The sequence below is a fragment of the Vibrio sp. QJM3NY_21 genome, from assembly GCF_057785975.1.
This window is the reverse complement of the sequence record NZ_CM173513.1, coordinates 2289991-2311005: the sequence shown is the minus strand read 5'-3', so window position 1 is coordinate 2311005 and position 21015 is coordinate 2289991. Positions and strand designations below refer to the sequence as shown.

The following is a 21015-nucleotide window of genomic DNA, read 5'->3' as shown; positions in this document are numbered from 1 at the left end:
CCCTACTATTGTTATTTAACTTCCGTTTGTACGTACTTTTTACTTACATCTACTAGCGCTATGTCTTTGATAAATTCGCGCCCTAGTAATACAGGGTGACTCATTTGAGAGCGATCCGCCAATGTAAATTGCGCTTTTTCATGGATTTTTCCAACTTTTACCCATAATTCGATCACAGCTCGACGTTCTGTCTGGTCATTGGTTGACTGACGGATTTTCACATACCGCACAACGGGCGCTTCAATCCATTTTTGGTCTTCTACAGCTTGTGCTTTATCGGCCAAATGGAATCTCACCCAGTCTTTACCGTTACGTTCGAATTCTTTGATGTCGACAGCATTTAAAGAAGAGGTGGTTGCGCCAGTATCAACACGCGCATCAAAGCTTTGTTTGATCGAGTCGATAGACACTTTTTCGATTCCGCCAAGGATGGTCGGTTGTAACGTAGTAGTGACAGGAGTAGCGGCAACGACGACGGGTTCTTCTTCCTCTAGCTCTTCAATAACCTTATGTTCCATGCTGGTCAGATGAACATCTAATTGACTAGAAAGAGTGGTGATTTCGTCTTCTAAGCTTTCAATATAATCACTTTGATTACTTAGTTGTAGTTCAAGATTTTGAACCTTATTTGCGATGTTTGTCTCTGAGCGGGCAATAGCGTCGAGAGTTTCTTGGTGGTAGGTAGCACCGTTCGTGAGGGTACAACCAGAGAGCAAACCAACCGCCACGATAGGCGATAATCGCTTAAACATATAAAAAACCTTTGAGAATTAGAGAATAGTTCAGACTATTTAGTAGTTTATCCCACAAAAAAGGACGCGTGAAGCATCCTATTGTAAGAGTCTGGTCATATTGAATCGCTATGTGAGCGCTACGAAAATTATTGTGATCTGAGTTCGTTCATTTGTTAAGCATGAGCGTAAGTTTTATACAATTCATGCTCTTGCTAATCAAAACTTACACATATAAATAACTAAGACTTAGTGACCACAGAGTTAATGGCTTGGTCCTATAGAAATTACGGTTTCGTCGCGACAAGAACAGCACGTCTCGGTGCCGGGTGACCTTCAACCGTTTTAGTTGGATCGTTCGGATCGAGGTAATCTGGAAGAGAGTTGTGTGTCATCCATTCTGTTGTGCGTTGTTCGCCAATTGTCGTGATATTTTCGTCAACGATACGTACGTCTTCAAAGCCAACCTGTTCAAGCCAGCGTTTCAGCGCGCGAGCAGAAGGGAAGAAGTACACATTTCTCATTTGCGCGTAACGGTCAACAGGGACCAATACCGCATTCTCGTCACCTTCAATCACCAAGGTTTCAAGAACCAGCTCACCGCCAGATGCCAATTGGTCTTTCAGCTGAATCAAGTGATCCAGTGGTGAACGACGGTGATACAACACACCCATGCTAAATACAGTGTCGTAGGCTTCTAGTTTTGGCAGTTGCTCAATACCTAAAGGTAATAGGTGAGCACGTTGATCATCGCCCATTAACTTACGAATTGCTTCAAACTGAACCAAGAATAGATGAGAAGGGTCGATACCCACCGTTAGACGTGCGCCTTCACCTAGCATGCGCCACATGTGGTAACCATTGCCACAACCCACATCGAGCACAGAGCGGTTTTTCAATGGAGAAATATGCGGAAGGACACGGTCCCATTTCCAGTCACTGCGCCACTCCGTATCGATATGAATGTCGTGAACGGTGTAAGGACCTTTCCTCCACGGGTGGAAGGTCTTTAGTAAGCTTTCTAACTTCTTAAGTTCACCCGTGTGAAATGGTGTCGAGCTACCAATGGTTACTGAGTTTTTCAGATCAACTTGGTCAGGCACGCCTTGAGGGATTTTATTCAGTGCACGTAACCAACGGTCGAAGTCACCGTGCTCTGCATTTTGCCAATCCGTCAGCTGTTGAGGAAGAACATTGAGCCACGGCTGTAGGCGAGTGTCTTGGGCAATGAGTTGATAAAAATTGGCAAAATTAAACATAGTTTTTCACTGAGTTAATAGGGTCAATAAACCCTAAAATAAAAATTAAATTTGTCATTCCCTACAGTGAGTGACGAACATGATAGGGAATCTCGGTTTATCGTACTTGATAGAGATCCCCAACTCGCTCGTTCCTCGCTCTTGAGGATGACGTTTTAGTTCGATCTGACTGGGTATGTGCGCTATTTAATCGCGAACATTGAACCAAAGTTGAAGCATTGGAACCAGACTTCGCTGCTTGAGAAGCCAATCTTATCAAAGCGTTCTTTGTGGACAGGGATCGAGTCTGGACGCATCACGTTTTCGATTGCACTGCGTTTTTGGCTTACTTCAAGTTCGCTGTATCCATTGGCACGTTTGAAATCATGGTGCAGGTCGATAAGCAGTTCATTTGAACTTTCATCTTCGAATACGTATTTTTCTGACAGAATTAAGATCCCGCCCGGGCGCAAGCCTGCATAAATTCTCTCAAGCAGAGCGTATCGGTCGTCTGGAGACAGAAATTGCAGCGTAAAGTTAAGAACCACAACAGAGGCGTCTTTAATTTCTACTTCACGGATGTCGGCTTCAATGACTTCAACTGGCGTGTCACTGCGATAAGCATTAACGTGCAACTTGCAGCGTTCAACCATCGCTTGCGAATTATCAACAGCGAAAATGGTGCAGCCTTCTTGCTGAATATGGCGACGCATAGAAAGTGTCGCCGCGCCAAGAGAGCAGCCTAGGTCATAAATATTTGAATGTGGCTTTACAAAGCGCTCAGCCAACATGCCGATTGCAGAGATGATATTGCTATAGCCAGGCACCGAGCGTTGAATCATATCCGGAAATACTTCAGCAACCCTTGCATCAAAGGTGAAGTCTCCAATTTTATCAATAGGAGCGGAAAAGATATTGTCTGTGTTGCTCATGGCATTTTCTCTCGACAGTCAGCGTAATTGGCACAAAATTCATACCAAATAAAAGGGGACGTATTTTACGTAAAAAAAGCGCGGCTGTCACGAAAACTGAGATTTAGCTCAAGGTTCGAAGTTACTGATAGGTGATGGGCTAGAACATCGAGATTTGATGATTGCCTTTCTGTGCTGGAAATTGAGCGAGATCAGGCAATATAAGTGATGTATTTTCAGACACTTGTTTTTGTAGCTGCTTATAAATAGCAATAGCGAGTTCAGGTGCGTGATTATTGTCTGGGGTGTGGATCATTAAATAGGGTTGTTTGCCTTCATTAAGCCAGTTTGGAATTTTGGCAAACCAAGGCTTAAAAAATTCAATATTAGGTTCTTGATCTGGGTGGCCAATAAATCGAATCATAGGATTATTGGCGGTCGCAATCGCATGCACGGGAACGCGTGGTTTTTTCTGATGAGCATCGATCACCGCTTCTGTGGTTGGTGGTGCGGAGAAAACGGGACGGCTATCCATAATAATGCGATTGATCCCTTCTTCTATTAACCAATGATTGAAGCGCTTTTCCGCATCGCCCTTATCAAAAAAACCAAGGTGACGAACCTCTACGCCGAGCTGCATATTTTTGGGGAACAAGGTACAAAACTTTTGCAGGGCAGGGAGCATACTAGGTTCAAAACTGTGTGGTAGCTGAATCGTCCATTGGCCAATACGGTCGTGCAGTGGCGACATGGTCATTAAAAACTCTTTGAGCTCGGCTTGGCAGTGCCTAAGTTGTTGCTGGTGGGTGATGAACTTTGGCAGCTTGAAGGTGAACCTAAAATCATCGTGACTGGCGGCTTTCCAGTTGTTAACGGTCGACATACTCGGTGTGGCGTAGAAGGTCGTGTTGCCTTCAACCGTATGAAAAACTTGTGTGTACTTCTCTAAGCGTTCAGCAGGTTTTGTTCCCTTACCATAGAACTGACTTTGCCACTCGGAATGAGACCACATGGTTAATCCAAGTCTTAGAGGTAAAGTTTCTGTTGTTATTACACGATCATCCATCTATTACACCGTTATTCATCACGCTATCAGTCATTACAAAAAGTTTTTGGTTTGAAACGAAAATCTACTTTACGAGAGTTTTGCTGATTAAGGTACTTTCGAGATATAATTAGCGCAATTTTTTCGGTTTTGATGAATCTTTGCGCACTTGATGGGCTAAAAAGCAGCAAAGCCAGATAAAACATAATAAATTCGAATGTGGAAGGTCGATTTTAAACGAGTTTCCGCGTATAAATGTTCCTTTGCTCTGTTGTGTGGAATGACCACTGACAGCTTGGAAACTAGTAAATAATTAAGAGATTGGGAAATTCATTATGCGTACCCATTACTGTGGTAACCTGAACAAGTCCCTGGCGGGACAAACTGTAGAATTGTGCGGCTGGGTAAACCGTCGCCGTGATTTAGGCGGTCTTATCTTTATCGATATGCGAGATCGTGAAGGCGTCGTTCAGGTTGTTGTCGATCCAGATATGAAAGATATCTTCCCGATCGCTAACCAACTGCGTAATGAATTCTGTATCAAGTTTACTGGTGAGGTACGTGTTCGTCCTGACAGCCAAGTAAATAAAGATATGGCGACGGGTGAAGTTGAGCTTTACGCAACTGGCCTTGAGATCATCAACCGTTCAGAAGCGCTTCCACTAGATTTCAACCAAACGAACTCTGAAGAACAGCGTCTTAAGTACCGTTACATCGATCTTCGTCGTCCAGAAATGAGCGATCGTATTAAGCTTCGTGCACGTGCTTCTAGTTTCGTTCGTCGTTTCCTAGACGAGAACCTGTTCCTAGACATCGAAACACCAGTACTAACGAAAGCGACACCTGAAGGCGCTCGTGATTACCTAGTACCAAGCCGTGTTCACAAAGGTAGCTTCTACGCACTTCCTCAATCTCCTCAGCTGTTCAAGCAACTGCTGATGATGTCTGGTTTTGACCGTTACTACCAAATCGTTAAATGTTTCCGTGATGAAGATTTACGTGCTGACCGTCAGCCTGAATTTACTCAGATCGATATCGAAACATCATTCCTGTCTTCTCAAGAAGTACGTAACATCACTGAAAAGCTAGTTCACGATATGTGGAAAGAGCTTCTAGATGTTGAACTGGGTCAATTCCCAGTAATGCCATTCTCTGAAGCGATTCGTCGTTTCGGTTCTGATAAGCCAGATCTACGTAACCCACTAGAACTAGTAGACGTTGCTGATTTACTGAAAGATGTTGAGTTCAAAGTATTCTCTGGCCCTGCGAACGACGAAAAAGGTCGCGTAGCAGTAATCCGTGTACCAGGTGGCGCTAAGTTAACTCGTAAGCAAATCGACGGTTACGCAGAGCACGTAGGTATTTACGGCGCGAAAGGTCTAGCTTGGATGAAGGTTAACGACCGTGCTGCTGGCATGGAAGGCATTCAATCTCCAGTTGCTAAGTTCCTAAACGAAGACGTGATCAACGGTCTTCTTGAGCGCACTCAAGCTGAATCTGGCGATATCATCCTATTTGGTGCAGATAAAGCGAACATCGTTGCTGAAGCAATGGGCGCACTTCGTATCAAGCTAGGTGATGACCTAGAGCTAACAGATAAGAAAGCGTGGGCTCCACTTTGGGTTATTGATTTCCCAATGTTCGAAGAAGATGGCGAAGGCAATCTTCACGCTATGCACCACCCATTCACATCACCACTTGGTGTGAACGCGGAAGAGCTAAAATCGAACCCAGCAGCAGCTAACTCTGATGCCTACGACATGGTAATCAACGGCTACGAAGTAGGCGGTGGTTCTGTACGTATTCACAGCGCAGAAATGCAAACGGCTGTATTCGGTATCTTAGGTATCGAAGCTAAAGAGCAGCAAGAGAAGTTCGGTTTCCTACTTGAAGCGCTTAAGTACGGTACGCCACCACACGCAGGTCTAGCATTCGGTCTTGACCGTTTAGCAATGCTTCTTTGTGGTACAGAGAACATCCGTGACGTTATCGCATTCCCGAAAACAACAGCTGCAGCATGTCTGCTAACAGACGCGCCAAGCCTAGCAAACCCAGCATCACTGGAAGAGCTAGCAATCGCTGTTAACTTAGCGAAGAAAGAAGACTAATCAAACGATTAAGCTCAACTTTCTAATCAAGCAGTGAGTTTTCGATGGAGCTTAAGTCTTAAATAGCACTTAAGCTTTCAACAAAACTTAGTTTTTGTTAGAACTTTTTCTTTCGCAGAACAACGAAATGCCCGTTAATTTGACGGGCATTTTTTTTTGCGTTCGATATACTAAGCTCATAAAGCATGTATAAATAATCAGTATTGAAGTTATGTCTATTATCTTAGGGATTGACCCTGGCTCTCGCATTACCGGCTATGGCGTGATTCGTCAAAATGGTCGCCATCTATATTACTTAGGCAGTGGTTGTATTCGCACTTCCGAAAAAGAACTGCCAGGTCGCTTAAAGCAAATCTATGCGGGCGTGAGTGAGATCATTACTCAGTTTCAGCCTGACGTATTCGCGATCGAACAAGTGTTCATGGCGAAAAATGCCGACTCTGCACTTAAGCTTGGCCAAGCTCGTGGTAGCGCGATTGTGGCAGCGGTGAATGCGGATTTGCCCGTTCATGAGTATGCGGCTCGTCTAATCAAACAAGCGGTGACAGGTAACGGTGGCGCTGATAAGTCGATGGTTCAGAACATGGTGATGAGCATGCTTAAGCTACCTGCCAAACCACAGGCTGATGCTGCCGATGCTCTAGGCGTAGCGATCACGCACGCCAACACCAATAAAACCTTGGTCGCACTGGCAGGTAAAGCAACAGGAGCAAGAAAAGGGCGTTACCGTTAAGTCCCATCCCTCCGCTTTCTAAAAACTTGCGTTACGTGAGCCTCACGCCCTGTTTGGCTCATATCAAAACAATACGCCGCTAAATCCTTGAGGAAATGAGATCTTTCGAACAGAACCCAGATAATAACATTGCGTATCATTTAACATGTTATTAACATTGGTCGGAGGTCTTACAAGTTAATCAAGGATGATCACTGATGAACCCAATCAAGCTGTGGCGCGCGCTGTTTCTACCCAAAAGCAATGGGTGGAGTAACAACGAAGTCAGACAAGCCGATATCTTATTACTCTTCACTTTTATCGCATTCTTCGTGGGAGTCTATAGCTTAATCAAGTGGACTAAGCACGAAGAGCAACTCTTGGTCGCCACATCTGTATTTCTTATCGTATTCGAACTGATCTCAGCACTTCTACTCCGTATGACGAGTAAGCCAAGCCTTGCACTTAACTTTGGTTTTGTCGGCATGGCCGTACACGCGTTGAACATTATTTACCAAAGCGGTGGGGTTGTGGCTTCCACCCAAGCTTATTGGGTGCCTTTGTTAGTGGTCGCTTTTTTCTTATCAGGAACACGAATTGTGGCTTTGGTATGGAGTGGGCTGGTTATCGGTGTTTCATTAGTGATGACTTCAGCACATCTCAATGGATTTACATTTCCCCAGCTTGAGCTAACCCCTGATGCGGTAGTGGTAGAAACTTGGTCCGGTGTGATTATGCCGTTGGTGGTCATCTGTATTGCTCAAGCATTTACCGCTAAGCAAAAAGAGGTGGCGATTGAAATAGCAGAGGATGCGATTTCAGAAAGCCAACACGTTGCCAACCAAGCGACACAAAGTGAAGGCCGGCTCTCTATCGTGCTCGACCAAGCCAATTCGAATTCAGAGAGTCTACAAGGTGTTTCGGTTCATTTAGATCAGCAGTCGCAAGACTTGCATGCTCAAGTTGAGGTGTTGAACATCAATTGCGAATCTCAGGCGAGTGCAGCAGAACAGATGAGCCAACAACTGCATCAAATGACTCAAGGTATCGAAGAATCCAATTCATTTGTGGGTGAACTGAAAGAGCGCAGTGAAGCGGTTGGAACCAAAGCGCAAAAGAGCTCTGAGTCACTAGAAGCCTCAACCAGTGCAATCAGCCAGATCATTCAAAGTAATCAAGAAATCATGAAAGTCGCTGATTTGATTACTTCCGTAGCCGAACAAACCAACCTATTAGCACTCAACGCAGCAATAGAAGCCGCTCGAGCCGGTGAACAAGGACGAGGCTTTGCTGTTGTGGCAGATCAAGTGAGAGAGCTATCGGCGAAAAGCAGTCATTCTGCGATAGAGATTCGAACTTTGTTAGACCGCAGTAAAGAAGAAGTGGATAACGGTCGAGCCATTATTGAAACTACGGCGAATGAAATGAACGGCATCATATCTGAGGTTCAAACCATTTCTACTGATGTTAATCAGCTCACCAATATCATGGCGATGCAGATGAGCTCTCTGAAAGAACTCGATCTCGCGAGTTCAGAGGTGGCGCAGAGTGTGGCAGAAACTAAATCTGTATCGGGTTTAGTGGCCAATTATGGTTCTGAATTAACAGGCCATGTTACTTCGGTAAAAGAACTGGTTGAAAGCCTGAATAGTGTGGTTTCCCAAGCTAAGCAAGCTTAAATAAATCACCTTAATAAACACAAAGAACTGGATAAGCATCCAGTTCTTTTATATTCTGTCCCTCAAATAATATTCCATCAAGAGAGTGAATTGTGATCGGACGCCTACGCGGTACATTAATAGAAAAACAGCCACCAGAGTTGCTAATCGAAGTCAGTGGTGTTGGTTATGAAGTACAAATGCCAATGAGCTGTTTTTATGAATTACCAAACGTTGGCGAAGAGGCAATTATCTACACTCACTTTGTCGTACGTGAAGATGCGCAGCTACTTTATGGTTTCAATACGGTAAAAGAGCGTGCTCTGTTCCGTGAAGTCATCAAAGCAAATGGTGTAGGTCCTAAGCTAGGTCTTGGCATACTTTCAGGCATGACCGCTAGCCAGTTTGTTCAGAGTGTTGAACGTGAAGATATCTCTACGCTGGTTAAACTGCCGGGTGTGGGTAAGAAAACCGCAGAGCGTCTTGTCGTTGAAATGAAAGACCGCCTGAAAGGGTGGGGAGCCGGTGATCTGTTTACGCCTGCGACGGATGCAGCGCCAATGGACTCTATGCCAACGGTTCACGATGCTGAAGAAGAAGCGGTAAGCGCACTACTTGCGTTGGGTTATAAACCGACTCAAGCCTCTAAAGTTGTTGCTCAAGTGGCTAAAGATGGCATGACCAGCGAACAATTGATTCGCGAAGCACTGAAGTCGATGGTTTAATACCTCATATACTTGTTCTACAAAATAGACTCATTCACTTTGCCTGTGCGCAGAGTTAGGAATAACAGAATTTATGATTGAAGCCGATCGCCTGATTGCACCGGATAATCCGGTCTTTAAAGATGAAGATGTTATCGACCGTGCAATACGTCCAAAGGCGCTAGCCGACTATCAAGGTCAGGACCACGTTCGTAACCAGATGGAGATTTTCATTCAAGCCGCTCAAATGCGAAATGAAGCTCTGGATCATCTGTTGATTTTTGGCCCTCCCGGTTTAGGTAAAACCACGTTGGCAAACATTGTTGCCAATGAAATGGATGTGAGCATCCGTACCACTTCAGGCCCTGTTCTAGAGAAAGCCGGTGACCTTGCGGCGCTACTGACTAACCTTGAAGAAAATGATGTGCTGTTCATTGATGAGATCCACCGTCTGAGCCCAGTGGTTGAAGAGGTGTTGTATCCCGCAATGGAAGATTACCAATTGGATATCATGATTGGTGAAGGCCCTGCGGCACGTTCTATCAAAATTGATCTTCCTCCGTTCACTTTGATTGGCGCAACCACTCGCGCTGGCTCACTGACGTCTCCGTTACGTGACCGTTTCGGCATTACCCAGCGTCTTGAGTATTACAAAGTAGAAGATCTTCAAAATATCGTTCAACGCAGCGCGGATTGCCTTGGCCTATCTCTGGAGTCTGAAGGTGCATTAGAAATTGCTCGCCGTGCGCGTGGTACACCACGTATTGCTAACCGTTTACTACGTCGTGTTCGTGACTATGCGGAAGTGAAAGGCGATGGACATATTTGCCCAGACGTTGCAGATAAAGCACTCAACATGCTGGACGTTGACGCCAAAGGCTTTGACTACATGGATAGAAAGCTTCTGCTTGCAATCATGGAGAAGTTTGGCGGTGGTCCGGTTGGTATCGACAACATGGCAGCTGCGATTGGTGAAGAGAGAGACACCATTGAAGATGTGTTGGAGCCTTACTTGATTCAGCAGGGTTACTTACAAAGAACGCCAAGAGGTCGAATCGCGACCGACAGAGCGTATTTACACTTTGGAATAGATAAACCGTCTAATCGTTAAATTATTCATTTCTAAAGATCCCAGTTGCATAAGCGCTGGGATTTTTTGGTTTTTATTGAATAACAACTCTTTGAGCAAATCGATAAAAAGGCGAATTATCGAAATTCAAAAATGGAAACTTTGATTCCAAGTTTGATTTGGATAACAAAAAATGAAATAAACTGTCATATCTTTTGTTAATACTTTATAGGTAGTTGTAATTGGTATGTTGAGGTGGTGCTGAGCTTTTGTCACAGATATCATGCGCGGTTATTAACAAGGCTAAAATTGGTGTGATTTTAATCATGATTGTTTAAAAATAACTCTAATTTGCTTGAATAAAATTGATACAAATCAACGCAGACTTCTCCTATAAACCTTTTGAAACATACTGATTTTACCAGTAATATTAGCGCCAGCTATATTAGCTCATGCTTAACAATAATCTAACTATAACGGTACGTTTTTGCTACAAATTTCAATTTGTAATAACAATTACATAAATTGTTTTAACATGGATTTTTGCGGTGAATAATCACACAAGTGTCATTCAGCCGACACAAAGGAGTTACCATGATTGATGTTGTTGATCTGTCGCGATTGCAGTTTGCATTTACAGCGATGTATCACTTCCTATTTGTTCCACTGACCTTAGGTATGGCATTTCTTCTTGCCATTATGGAGTCAGTATATGTAATGACGGGCAAACAAATTTACAAGGACATGACCAAGTTCTGGGGTAAATTGTTTGGTATTAACTTTGCTCTTGGTGTAGCGACAGGCTTAACCATGGAGTTTCAGTTTGGTACAAACTGGTCTTACTATTCTCACTACGTTGGAGACATCTTCGGTGCTCCGCTAGCTATTGAAGCGCTTGTTGCATTCTTCCTAGAGTCTACTTTTGTTGGTCTTTTCTTCTTCGGTTGGGACAGATTGTCAAAGCGTCAGCACTTAGCGGTAACGTGGTTAGTAGCACTTGGCTCTAACTTCTCAGCGCTATGGATCTTGGTAGCAAACGGCTGGATGCAAAACCCAGTGGGTGCGGAATTTAACTTTGAAACCATGCGTATGGAAATGGTGAGCTTCGCTGAAGTTGTACTAAACCCAGTAGCACAAGTTAAATTTGTACACACAGTGGCGTCTGGTTACACAACGGGTGCAATGTTCATCCTTGGTATCAGTTCATACTACATTCTTAAAGGTCGTGACCTTGCCTTTGCTCGTCGCTCTTTTGCGATTGCAGCATCTTTCGGTATGGCGGCGATCCTGTCAGTAATCGTACTAGGTGATGAATCTGGCTACGAGCTTGGTGAAGTTCAAAAAGTGAAGCTCGCTGCGGTAGAAGCCGAGTGGCACACTGAAGAAGCACCAGCAGCATTTACTGTTTTTGGTATTCCAAACCAAGAAACAATGAATACTGACTACGCAATTAAAATCCCATACGTAATGGGCATCATCGCAACGCGTTCGCTTGATACTGAAGTAACGGGCCTACGTGACTTACGTGATGATCACGTTGATCGTATCCGCACTGGTATGTACGCATACGAGCTGCTTGAAAAGCTACGTTCAGGCGATAAGTCTGAAGAAAACATCGCAGCGTTCGACGAAGTGAAAGGTGACCTAGGTTACGGTCTGCTTCTTAAGCGCTACACAGACGACGTTGTTGATGCAACAGAAGACCAAATCCAAATGGCTGCGGATGATTCTATCCCAACAGTTTGGCCTCTATTCTGGTCATTCCGTCTGATGGTTGCTTGTGGCTTCATCATGTTGTTTGTATTCGGTGCGGCGTTTGTTCAAACGTGTCGTCAGAAGATCGAACAGAAACCATGGATACTTAAAGCTGCGCTATTCTCAATCCCACTACCTTGGATTGCGATTGAAGCGGGTTGGTTTGTTGCTGAGTTTGGTCGTCAACCATGGGCGGTTGGTGAAATCCTACCGGTTAATGTGGCAGCATCAGCACTAACTATTGAACAGCTTTGGACTTCTCTATTCGCGATTCTGGCACTGTACACAGTGTTCTTAATTGCTGAAGTTTACCTAATGCTGAAATTCGCACGTAAAGGTCCAAGTAGCTTAAAGACAGGCCGTTACCACTTCGAACAAAACGATAACTCTGTTGAAGACAAAGTTAGCCGTTCAGTCGAAGTATAAGTGAGGGAATATTATGTTTGATTACGAAAGCTTACGACTTATTTGGTGGGTATTGATCGGTGTTCTACTGGTTGGTTTCGCCGTAACTGATGGCTTCGATATGGGTGTTGCAGCCCTTTCTCCTGTTATCGGTAAGAGCGACACTGAACGTCGTATTATGCTCAATACTATTGCCCCTCACTGGGATGGCAACCAAGTTTGGCTAATTACGGCGGGTGGTGCATTGTTTGCTGCATGGCCTTTGGTTTACGCGACGTCTTTCTCTGGTTTCTACTTCGCGATGTATGCGACGTTAGCAGCGCTTTGGTTACGTCCACTTGCTCTTGATTACCGCTCTAAGATTGAAGATCCAAAATGGCGTAAAACTTGGGACTACGCACTTTGCTTTAGTGGCACAGTACCACCAATCATTTTCGGTGTGGCATTTGGTAACCTACTACAAGGTGTACCATTTGATCTGAACGAATTTATGATGTCTAAGTACCATGGTACGTTCTTTGCCCTGCTTAACCCATTTGCATTGCTTTGTGGTGTGTTGGCTTTGATGTTGTTCGTGATGCAAGGTGCAACATGGCTTCAAATGAAGACAACAGAAGAACTGCACAGCCGCGCTCGTAACGTTGCTCAGATCACTGGCCTAATTGCTATTGCTCTGTTCATTATTGGTGGCTTCTGGGTTCAGTCTATTGAAGGCTACGTAATCACTAGCACGATGGACACGTTTGCTGATTCAAACCCACTAAACAAAGAAGTATCACTTCAAGTTGGTGCTTGGATGACAAACTTCGAAACGTATCCAGCAATGTGGGCTGCGCCGATCCTTGGTGTCGCAATGCCACTGCTTGCTGTGATTGCATCTCGCTTTGAGCGTGGTGGTTTCGCATTCTTGTTCTCAAGCCTATCTAACGCTGGTGTTATTTTAACGGCTGGTTTTGCAATGTTCCCATTCGTAATGCCATCAAGCCTGAACCCTAGCCATAGTTTGACTATGTGGGATTCAACAGCGAGTGAGCTAACGCTTGGTCTTATGACCGGAGTTGCGGCGGTAATGGTTCCTGTGATTCTTGGCTACACAACTTGGACATACTACAAAATGTTCGGTCGTCTAGATAAGAAACACATCGAAGATAACGACGTTTCAGCTTACTAAGCTAGAAGTTAAATAACTTAGGAGAAATTTTATGTGGTATTTCGCATGGATTTTGGGTGTACTTCTAGCATGTGCATTCGGCATCATCAATGCTCTTTGGTTAGAGCATTCAGAAATGATGGATAAAGACAGTGAGTAATCTCGCGGAGCAAATCGCTAAACTGCATCAACCAATGGATAAGACTCTGTTAAGAGCTTTATCCCTCGTATTGGGTTTCATGCATGTTGGTTTAGTGATGTGGGATCCTGAAGCGTATGCGACAAGCATCGGTGGCTTTAACGCGATCATCGGGCCAATGTTTATTTGGGCAGTGTGCTCAAGCATGGTTTACGGTATCGGGTTTAAGCCTAGAGCTTGGATGTGGCAGCTACTGTTTAGCCCATACGTTTCACTCACAATTTTGCTCTACCTAACGGTGTTGCGCCTTTTATAAAAGGCAGAAGATTTAGGTTTATAACGACGTGAACCTTTATACTTGTTGGGTTTTTAGCCAAAAAGAGGTCATCTTATACAGATGGCCTTTTTTTTCGTCTATTAAATCAAAAAATTCACAGCGATATACTATTAATGATAAGGAGTTAGGTTATAGTGAGATCTTTATCGTTTTGGATTGTGGTATCAAATTGCAGGGAATATCTAAGCCATTTACGTGGCCAGTGACAGTGTATTACGAAGACACCGATGCAGGTGGTGTTGTATACCATTCAAACTATCTTAAGTTTTTCGAACGCGCTCGAACTGAGATGTTGCGCTCAATTGGCGTCTCTCAGCAAGTCTTGTTAGAACAAAATATAGGTTTTGTAGTCCGACATATGGACATTGATTTTATTCAAGGTGCGCGACTTGATGATTCTTTACAAGTCATTACAAATATTTACGAGTTGAAGCGAGCTACCTTGGTCTTCTGTCAAGAGATCGTAAATCCTGATGGCAAGGCATTGTGTAAAGCAATGGTTAAGGTAGCATGTATCGATAATCAAAAAATGAAACCCAAAGCAATGCCAACATTTATTCTCACGGAGCTAACGAATAGTGACTGCTGAAATCTCAATCTTAGGCCTAATTTTAGAAGCTAGCTTACTAGTTAAGATGGTCATGCTGATTCTTATGGGCATGTCTGTTGTTTCTTGGGCAATGATCATAAAAAGAAGTAAAGTATTATCTCAAGCTTCTAAACAAACTGACGTATTTGAAGATAAGTTCTGGTCAGGCGTTGATCTCGCAAAACTGTACCAAGAGAGCAATAAGCGCAAAGACGAGCTTTCTGGTACTGAAGAAATTTTCTACGCAGGCTTTACTGAGTTTGCTCGCCTTCGTAAATCGAATGCAACATCTCCTGACTTCATTATGGAAGGTACTGGCCGTGCAATGCGCGTAGCGGTTGCCCGTGAAGTAGACGAGCTAGAAACCAACTTACCTTTCTTAGCAACCGTTGGTTCTATCAGTCCGTACATCGGCCTATTTGGTACGGTTTGGGGCATCATGCACTCATTCATCGCATTAGGTGAAGTGAAGCAAGCGACGTTAGCAATGGTTGCTCCTGGTATTGCAGAGGCACTGATCGCGACAGCAATGGGCCTATTCGCGGCGATTCCAGCTGTAATGGCTTACAACCGCTTTAGCAGTCGAGTCGGTAAGCTAGAGCACAACTATGCGACTTTCTCTGAAGAGTTCCACAGTATTCTTCACCGTCAAGCGATGGCTGGCAGGGAATAATAGATGGCCGGATACCAACCTAAAAAACGCAAAATGACAGCAGAGATTAACGTTGTACCTTACATCGACGTTATGCTTGTTTTGCTGATTATTTTTATGGTGACTTCGCCATTCGTTACTCAAGGCGTAGACGTTGAATTGCCTAAGGCTTCAACGGCTCAGTCTGCACAAGATCTATTGGGTGACGACAATGCGAGCTTTATTATCGTTGAAGTGAACAAAGACGGTGAGCTTGGCTTGAGTGTGAACAACGAAGAAGTACAGCGTGGTTTATCAATGGAAGACATTATCGTCCGAGTGAAAGCCGAGCTGTCTCTTAAGCCAAACTCTCCAGTGGCGGTTGGTGGTGATGCCGCAACGCCTTACGCTGAAGTAGTTTTATTACTTGATGAATTAAGCCGTGCAGGTGTGCCAAAGGTTGGCCTATTAACGGATATAAGGGAATAGCTCCGTAGCATTCATGAAAGCGAATAATAAGAAATCCAATAATTTTAGATCACCGCTTCTTATCTCTCTTGGGCTGCACGTCATCTTATTCGTTGCGCTTATTTGGGGGGCGGATTTCACGATGTCGGAACCAAAGCCTACTGGGCAGATGGTTCAAGCCGTGGTGATTGATCCTCAGTTGGTTCGCCAACAAGCTCAACAGATTCGCCAGCAAAGAGAAGCAGCGAGTAAGAAAGAGCAAGAGCGTCTAGACAAACTAAGACGTGAAAGCGAACGACTTGAAAAAAATCGTAAAGCTGAAGAAGAGAACATTCGAAAGCTGAAAGAAAAGCAGGCTAAAGAAGCGAAAGCCGCTCGCGAAGCTGAAAAGCGTCGAGTTGAGAATGAAAAACAACGTAAAGTTGAAGAGGCTCGTTTAAAGCAAGAACAAAAGAAAGCCGCTAAAGCAGAAGCTGATCGTAAATTGAAAGAAGCAGCGGTTGTGAAAGCAGAAAAAGAGCGCAAAGCCAAAGAAGTGGCGATTGCTAAAGCTGAACAAGAACGCGTGGCAAAAGAGAAAGCCGCGAAAGAAGCTGCAGATAAAGCTCGTAAAGAAAAAGAAGCCGCTGAACGTGCTGAAAAGCAACGTATAGCGAAAGAGAAAGAAGCGGCAGCCGCAGCGGAGAAAGCGCGCAAAGCAAAAGAAGCTGCAGCAAGAGCTGAAAAAGAGCGTAAACAGCAAGAAGCAGCATTGAACGACATCTTTGCTGGACTGGAGACTGAATCGACTCAAAACTCTTCAGCAAGACAACAGTTTATTAGTGATGAAGCACAGCGTTACGGTGCTATTTATACCCAACTGATTCAGCAGAACCTGTTGTTAGAAGACAGCTATAGAGGACGCTCATGTCGAGTGAACCTTAAGCTGATTCCAACGGGCTCTAACGCGATATTGGGTAGCTTAAGTATCTTAGATGGCGATAGCCGTTTATGTGCAGCAACCAAGCGTGCTGTGGCGCAAGTGCAATCTTACCCGTTGCCGAAAGACCCAGACATTGTGAAATCACTGAAAGACATTAACTTAACTGTATCACCAGAGTAAAAGGACGAACTTGTGTTAAAGAAACTATTACTGAGTTTTGTTTTCTTAATAGCTACAAGCAGCCAGTTTGCACACGCGGCACTGGAGCTGGTTATTACAGACGGTATTAACTCCGCAAGACCTATCGCTATTGTCCCTTTCCGTTGGGAAGGCGCAGAGCCATTGCCACACGATGTATCAGCGGTTATTGCTTCTGACTTACAACGCAGTGGTAAATTTAGCCCAGTTGCAACAAGCAAAATGCCACAGACGCCTTACAGCGAAAGTGAGGTGGATTTTGATGCTTGGACTAACTTAGGCGTTGATTCACTGCTAACAGGTAGCATCACTAAAAATGCTGAAGGGCAATATGTAGTCAACTACCAGTTGATTGACATTGTTCGTGGTCAACTGACCAAAGGACAAAGCCGTGCGTTAAGTGATGAGGGCCAACTGGTACTTTCTAAAGACCACGTGTTGTTCAATAAGAAAGCGACGGTTCCGGGCAAACGCTTGAGAGAGTATGCACACCGTATTTCTGATTTAGTTTATGAAGAACTGACTGGCGAGAAAGGTGCGTTCTTAACTCGTATTTCTTATGTGGTAGTGAACGACAAAGATAAATACCCATACCAACTTCGTGTTGCTGACTACGATGGTTTTAACGAGCGCTTGGTACTTCGTTCTAAGCAACCTCTAATGTCACCGGCATGGTCACCAGACGGCAAAAAGCTTGCTTATGTGAGTTTCCAAAATGGCCAAGCTGAAATATTCATCATGAACATTTACACGGGTGAGCGTGAGAAAGTAACGTCATACCCTCGTCATAATGGTGCGCCAAGATTCTCGCCAGATGGTAAAACATTGGCATTGGTATTGTCTAAAACAGGCAGCCTTCAGGTGTACACACTTGACCTTGCTAGCCGTAAGCTGACTCAAATTACTCGTGGCCGTTCTAATAACACGGAACCATTCTGGCACCCAGATGGCAAGTCTCTTATTTTCACATCGGATCGTGGTGGTAAACCACAGATTTATAATGTAAATTTGTCCAATAATTCGACTTCTCGTATTACTTGGCAAGGTAGCCAAAACTTAGGTGGCCAGATCACCCCTGATGGTCGATTCCTAATCATGGTCAATCGCAGTAATTCAGGCTTCAACTTGGCTAAGCAAGATTTGGAAACCGGTGCGGTTCAGGTGCTAACAAAAACATTGTTAGATGAATCTCCAAGTATTGCGCCAAATGGAGGTATGGTTATCTATAGCTCTATTTACAACAAAACAAACGTATTATCGATGGTTTCTATCGATGGCCGTTTCAAAGCTAGATTACCGGCAACCAACGGACGTGTAAGAGCGCCTGCATGGTCACCGTTCCTCTAGTTAAAGTGATATATTCTTTTAGCTATTGATAGTGTTAACTATTGTGGCAATTAACTATCTATAGCACTTAGTCGCTGTAGAAACTAAGTTTGATAACGTAAGGAAAAAAAGATGCAACTTAACAAAGTTCTTAAAGGCTTGATGATTGCACTACCAGTGATGGCAGTAACGGCATGTAGCTCAACTGATGAAGCAACATCTGCAACTTCAGGTACTGAAAGCAACCAAACAACTTCAGGTTCAGAAGGCAACGTAGACACAACTGTTGTAACGCCAATTGATGCTAACGCTCAACTGTCTGAGCAAGAGCTTAAAGAGCAAGCGCTACGCGAAACTCAAACAATCTACTTTGCATTCGATAACTCTACTATCGCTGGCGACTACGAAGAAATTCTAGCAGCTCACGCAGCTTACCTAAGCAACAACGTTGACATGAACGTTACTATCGAAGGTCACGCTGACGAACGCGGTACTCCTGAGTACAACATCGCACTTGGCGAGCGTCGTGCACAAGCTGTAGCGAAATACCTACAAGCTCTAGGTGTTCAAGCAGACCAAATCTCTATCGTAAGCTACGGTGAAGAGAAGCCACTTCTTCTAGGTCAATCTGAAGATGTGTACGCTAAAAACCGTCGCGCAGTACTAGTTTACTAATTTTAGTAGACTATATAATTGAGGAATTGCCTCATGTTCAGTAACACAAAGCGAGTCATTTTGCTTTCGTTACTGGCAAGTGCAGCGAACACTACGTTCGCTGCACCAGCTCCAGTATCCGATCTCAATAGCACCGCAACCAATTCATCATCTTCCTCTCAAGCAGCGTCTGCATCTAACGAATCAGATATTGAGCGTTTAGAGCGCCTGCTTCAAAATCGCAATCTCGTTCAGCTTCAAATGCAACAGCAAATCGACGACATGGCACTGGAGATCAGTGAACTTCGTGGTGAGCTGGAACGAAACAGCTACGATATGAAGCAAATGCTAGAGCGCCAACGCGAACTGTTCATTGAACTGGATCGTGTGAGAGGCGAGGTGAAAGCAGCAGGAACGGCAACGGTAGCAGTAGCGGTGAGCGAAGGCTCTAAAGACGCTTCTGGTACGTTCAGTACTGATGTGGATGAGCAAACCGCTTATCAAAATGCTGTAGATATGATTCTAAAGCAACGAGACTATACGGGTGCTATCGCAGCATTTCAAAAGTTTCAAAAAGACTTCCCAGATTCAACCTTCACACCTAACTCACACTACTGGTTAGGTCAGCTTTATTTTGCTAAGAAGCAAGATAAAGAAGCCGTGAAGAGCTTTGCCGCTGTTGTGTCATACAAAGACTCAAATAAGCGAGCAGATGCGCTGGTTAAGCTTGGTGACATAGCTGCACGCAACAACAACGCGGCGCAAGCTAAGAAATATTATCAACAAGTCGTTACCGAGTACCCAAACAGTGCTTCGGCTAAAGTGGCTAAAACCCACTTGTAAAACAAAATAGGGGTGCTCAGGTACCTCTTTTTTATACCTGATCACTCCCGTTTAGTGTCTACTTATCTTCTTTATGCTGCCAACACATCGCCTTGTTTATGCGTTTTAAGTATTAGCTAGTCACTACTTGCAACCAATCCTTTTTGATCCTCATCGCTCTCCTGTGTAGAATACTCTAATCCTCGGAAGAAGTTGCGTAGAGCAAGAGCAATGAGTCATATACTAGATAAAATCGATACAGTTTACCCGTTTCCGCCTAAGCCAGTTCCATTGAGCGACGCTCAGAAACAGGCCCACATCGCAAACATCAAAAAACTACTTCAAGAAAAAGATGCAGTTCTAATTGCACACTACTACACCGATCCTGAAATTCAGGCTCTGGCAGAAGAAACTGGTGGTTTCGTTGGCGATTCATTAGAAATGGCTAAGTTTGGTAACCGTCATTCAGCAAGCACTTTGATTATCGCTGGTGTTCGTTTTATGGGTGAATCTGCAAAGATCCTTACCCCTGAAAAACGCATTTTAATGCCAACGCTTGAAGCTGAATGTTCACTTGATCTGGGTTGTCCTGCTGACAAATTTACAGAATTTTGTGATGCTCACCCTGACCACACCGTGGTTGTATACGCGAACACCTCTGCAGCGGTTAAAGCTCGCGCAGATTGGGTGGTTACGTCGAGCATTGCTTTAGAAATCGTTGAAAGCCTAGACGCTGAAGGCAAACCCATTATTTGGGGGCCAGACCGCCACCTAGGTTCTTACATTGCAAATCAAACTGGCGCTGACATGTTGCTTTGGCAAGGTGAGTGTATCGTTCATGATGAATTCTCAGCTGATGCTTTGAAGAAAATGAAATCGGTCTACCCAGAAGCGGCTATTTTGGTTCACCCTGAATCACCAGCAAGCGTGGTTGAACTGGCTGATGCTGTAGGCTCAACAAGCCAACTGATCAAGAAGGCGAAAGAGCTACCTCATCCACAGATGATTGTCGCGACAGACAAAGGTATCTTCTTTAAGATGCAGCAATTGGTTCCTGAAAAAGAGCTGATTGAAGCGCCGACTGCGGGTGCTGGTGCAACTTGTCGCAGCTGCGCACACTGTCCTTGGATGGCTATGAATGGCCTTGAAGCGATTGAAAACGCACTTGAGCATGGTGGTAAGCAACACGAAATTTTCGTTTCTGACGAACTACGTGTGAAGTCTCTTATCCCATTGAACCGCATGCTAGATTTTGCCGAACAGCTTAACCTACAGGTTAAAGGCAACGCTTAATTTCGTTGCCGTGATGATATATAGCAGTCCAGCTTAATCACTGTTTTGCTTTTCTCATCAAGAGAAAAACCAGCCGAGTGCTGGTTTTTTTGTATCTGAATATTGGCTATCGATATCAATGTTGTTCTTATGTATCTTTTTCTGATGATA

21 protein-coding genes are annotated in these 21015 nt (G+C 44.2%); 17 read left to right on the top strand and 4 right to left on the bottom strand.

Features of this window, described 5'->3' with window-relative positions:
- Positions 1-11: 11 nt before the first annotated feature.
- The 4 genes from AC3CID_RS10195 to AC3CID_RS10180 all read right to left on the bottom strand — a co-directional run bounded on the left by AC3CID_RS10195 (position 12) and on the right by AC3CID_RS10180 (position 3946).
- Positions 12-752, bottom strand: a complete 741-nt coding sequence (locus AC3CID_RS10195; RefSeq protein WP_488526505.1) for an ATP-dependent zinc protease family protein — start codon at positions 750-752, stop codon at positions 12-14.
- Positions 753-1018: 266 nt separating this feature from the next.
- The gene (cmoB, locus tag AC3CID_RS10190; RefSeq protein WP_054547297.1) at positions 1019-1990 is read right to left on the bottom strand and encodes a tRNA 5-methoxyuridine(34)/uridine 5-oxyacetic acid(34) synthase CmoB; all 972 of its coding nucleotides are present in this window, start codon (positions 1988-1990) and stop codon (positions 1019-1021) included.
- 182 nt (positions 1991-2172) lie between these two features.
- Positions 2173-2901, bottom strand: coding sequence for a carboxy-S-adenosyl-L-methionine synthase CmoA (cmoA, locus tag AC3CID_RS10185; protein ID WP_017078176.1), 729 nt, complete (start codon positions 2899-2901; stop codon positions 2173-2175).
- A 139-nt stretch (positions 2902-3040) separates the two neighbouring features.
- On the bottom strand, positions 3041-3946 hold the full coding sequence (locus AC3CID_RS10180; RefSeq protein WP_065204894.1) for a DUF72 domain-containing protein: 906 nt from the start codon (positions 3944-3946) through the stop codon (positions 3041-3043).
- Positions 3947-4260: 314 nt separating this feature from the next.
- Here AC3CID_RS10180 and aspS point away from each other — a divergent pair, with 314 nt between their 5' ends.
- From aspS to nadA, 17 genes are all read left to right on the top strand, one after another.
- Positions 4261-6033, top strand: coding sequence for an aspartate--tRNA ligase (gene aspS, locus AC3CID_RS10175; protein ID WP_171309080.1), 1773 nt, complete (start codon positions 4261-4263; stop codon positions 6031-6033).
- 211 nt (positions 6034-6244) lie between these two features.
- The gene (gene ruvC / locus AC3CID_RS10170; protein ID WP_004736470.1) at positions 6245-6766 is read left to right on the top strand and encodes a crossover junction endodeoxyribonuclease RuvC; all 522 of its coding nucleotides are present in this window, start codon (positions 6245-6247) and stop codon (positions 6764-6766) included.
- 197 nt (positions 6767-6963) lie between these two features.
- Complete coding sequence (locus AC3CID_RS10165; protein WP_488526504.1) at positions 6964-8424, top strand: methyl-accepting chemotaxis protein; 1461 nt, start codon at positions 6964-6966, stop codon at positions 8422-8424.
- A gap of 92 nt (positions 8425-8516) precedes the next feature.
- Positions 8517-9128, top strand: a complete 612-nt coding sequence (ruvA, locus tag AC3CID_RS10160) for a Holliday junction branch migration protein RuvA (protein WP_017076435.1) — start codon at positions 8517-8519, stop codon at positions 9126-9128.
- 73 nt (positions 9129-9201) lie between these two features.
- Entirely contained in the window at positions 9202-10218 is a 1017-nt protein-coding gene (gene ruvB, locus AC3CID_RS10155; protein ID WP_017083931.1) for a Holliday junction branch migration DNA helicase RuvB, read from the top strand.
- 552 nt (positions 10219-10770) lie between these two features.
- Positions 10771-12357, top strand: a complete 1587-nt coding sequence (cydA, locus tag AC3CID_RS10150; protein ID WP_029223557.1) for a cytochrome ubiquinol oxidase subunit I — start codon at positions 10771-10773, stop codon at positions 12355-12357.
- Positions 12358-12370: 13 nt separating this feature from the next.
- Entirely contained in the window at positions 12371-13507 is a 1137-nt protein-coding gene (gene cydB / locus AC3CID_RS10145) for a cytochrome d ubiquinol oxidase subunit II (protein WP_114633768.1), read from the top strand.
- Positions 13508-13538: 31 nt separating this feature from the next.
- The gene (gene cydX, locus AC3CID_RS10140) at positions 13539-13646 is read left to right on the top strand and encodes a cytochrome bd-I oxidase subunit CydX (protein WP_000270284.1); all 108 of its coding nucleotides are present in this window, start codon (positions 13539-13541) and stop codon (positions 13644-13646) included.
- Positions 13639-13941 carry a cyd operon protein YbgE gene (ybgE, locus tag AC3CID_RS10135; protein WP_017055065.1) on the top strand — a complete coding sequence of 101 codons (303 nt, stop codon included), beginning with the start codon at positions 13639-13641 and terminating at the stop codon, positions 13939-13941. Before cydX ends, ybgE begins: the two co-directional genes overlap by 8 nt.
- A gap of 172 nt (positions 13942-14113) precedes the next feature.
- Positions 14114-14551 carry a tol-pal system-associated acyl-CoA thioesterase gene (gene ybgC, locus AC3CID_RS10130; RefSeq protein WP_017078182.1) on the top strand — a complete coding sequence of 146 codons (438 nt, stop codon included), beginning with the start codon at positions 14114-14116 and terminating at the stop codon, positions 14549-14551.
- Positions 14541-15224, top strand: coding sequence for a protein TolQ (gene tolQ / locus AC3CID_RS10125; protein ID WP_004736480.1), 684 nt, complete (start codon positions 14541-14543; stop codon positions 15222-15224). Before ybgC ends, tolQ begins: the two co-directional genes overlap by 11 nt.
- Positions 15225-15227: 3 nt before the next feature.
- Positions 15228-15671: a protein TolR gene (gene tolR, locus AC3CID_RS10120; RefSeq protein WP_004736481.1), complete on the top strand. Its 444-nt coding sequence runs from the start codon at positions 15228-15230 to the stop codon at positions 15669-15671.
- A 13-nt stretch (positions 15672-15684) separates the two neighbouring features.
- Positions 15685-16752, top strand: coding sequence for a cell envelope integrity protein TolA (tolA, locus tag AC3CID_RS10115; protein ID WP_065204890.1), 1068 nt, complete (start codon positions 15685-15687; stop codon positions 16750-16752).
- Positions 16753-16764: 12 nt separating this feature from the next.
- Positions 16765-18117, top strand: coding sequence for a Tol-Pal system beta propeller repeat protein TolB (tolB, locus tag AC3CID_RS10110; protein WP_017083928.1), 1353 nt, complete (start codon positions 16765-16767; stop codon positions 18115-18117).
- Between the two features lie 111 nt (positions 18118-18228).
- Positions 18229-18771 (top strand): peptidoglycan-associated lipoprotein Pal, encoded by a 543-nt coding sequence (gene pal / locus AC3CID_RS10105; protein WP_004736484.1) that lies wholly within the window; start codon positions 18229-18231, stop codon positions 18769-18771.
- 33 nt (positions 18772-18804) lie between these two features.
- Positions 18805-19593 carry a tol-pal system protein YbgF gene (gene ybgF / locus AC3CID_RS10100; RefSeq protein WP_171310809.1) on the top strand — a complete coding sequence of 263 codons (789 nt, stop codon included), beginning with the start codon at positions 18805-18807 and terminating at the stop codon, positions 19591-19593.
- 210 nt (positions 19594-19803) lie between these two features.
- The gene (gene nadA / locus AC3CID_RS10095) at positions 19804-20865 is read left to right on the top strand and encodes a quinolinate synthase NadA (protein ID WP_017105740.1); all 1062 of its coding nucleotides are present in this window, start codon (positions 19804-19806) and stop codon (positions 20863-20865) included.
- Positions 20866-21015: the final 150 nt, after the last annotated feature.

Coding starts and splice junctions, on each gene's coding strand:
- AC3CID_RS10195 (WP_488526505.1), bottom strand. CDS start 752: ATGTTTAAGCGATTATCGCCTATCGTGGCGGTTGGTTTGCTCTCTGGT.
- cmoB (WP_054547297.1), bottom strand. CDS start 1,990: ATGTTTAATTTTGCCAATTTTTATCAACTCATTGCCCAAGACACTCGC.
- cmoA (WP_017078176.1), bottom strand. CDS start 2,901: ATGAGCAACACAGACAATATCTTTTCCGCTCCTATTGATAAAATTGGA.
- AC3CID_RS10180 (WP_065204894.1), bottom strand. CDS start 3,946: ATGGATGATCGTGTAATAACAACAGAAACTTTACCTCTAAGACTTGGA.
- aspS (WP_171309080.1), top strand. CDS start 4,261: ATGCGTACCCATTACTGTGGTAACCTGAACAAGTCCCTGGCGGGACAA.
- ruvC (WP_004736470.1), top strand. CDS start 6,245: ATGTCTATTATCTTAGGGATTGACCCTGGCTCTCGCATTACCGGCTAT.
- AC3CID_RS10165 (WP_488526504.1), top strand. CDS start 6,964: ATGAACCCAATCAAGCTGTGGCGCGCGCTGTTTCTACCCAAAAGCAAT.
- ruvB (WP_017083931.1), top strand. CDS start 9,202: ATGATTGAAGCCGATCGCCTGATTGCACCGGATAATCCGGTCTTTAAA.
- cydA (WP_029223557.1), top strand. CDS start 10,771: ATGATTGATGTTGTTGATCTGTCGCGATTGCAGTTTGCATTTACAGCG.
- cydB (WP_114633768.1), top strand. CDS start 12,371: ATGTTTGATTACGAAAGCTTACGACTTATTTGGTGGGTATTGATCGGT.
- cydX (WP_000270284.1), top strand. CDS start 13,539: ATGTGGTATTTCGCATGGATTTTGGGTGTACTTCTAGCATGTGCATTC.
- tolR (WP_004736481.1), top strand. CDS start 15,228: ATGGCCGGATACCAACCTAAAAAACGCAAAATGACAGCAGAGATTAAC.
- tolA (WP_065204890.1), top strand. CDS start 15,685: ATGAAAGCGAATAATAAGAAATCCAATAATTTTAGATCACCGCTTCTT.
- pal (WP_004736484.1), top strand. CDS start 18,229: ATGCAACTTAACAAAGTTCTTAAAGGCTTGATGATTGCACTACCAGTG.
- ybgF (WP_171310809.1), top strand. CDS start 18,805: ATGTTCAGTAACACAAAGCGAGTCATTTTGCTTTCGTTACTGGCAAGT.
- nadA (WP_017105740.1), top strand. CDS start 19,804: ATGAGTCATATACTAGATAAAATCGATACAGTTTACCCGTTTCCGCCT.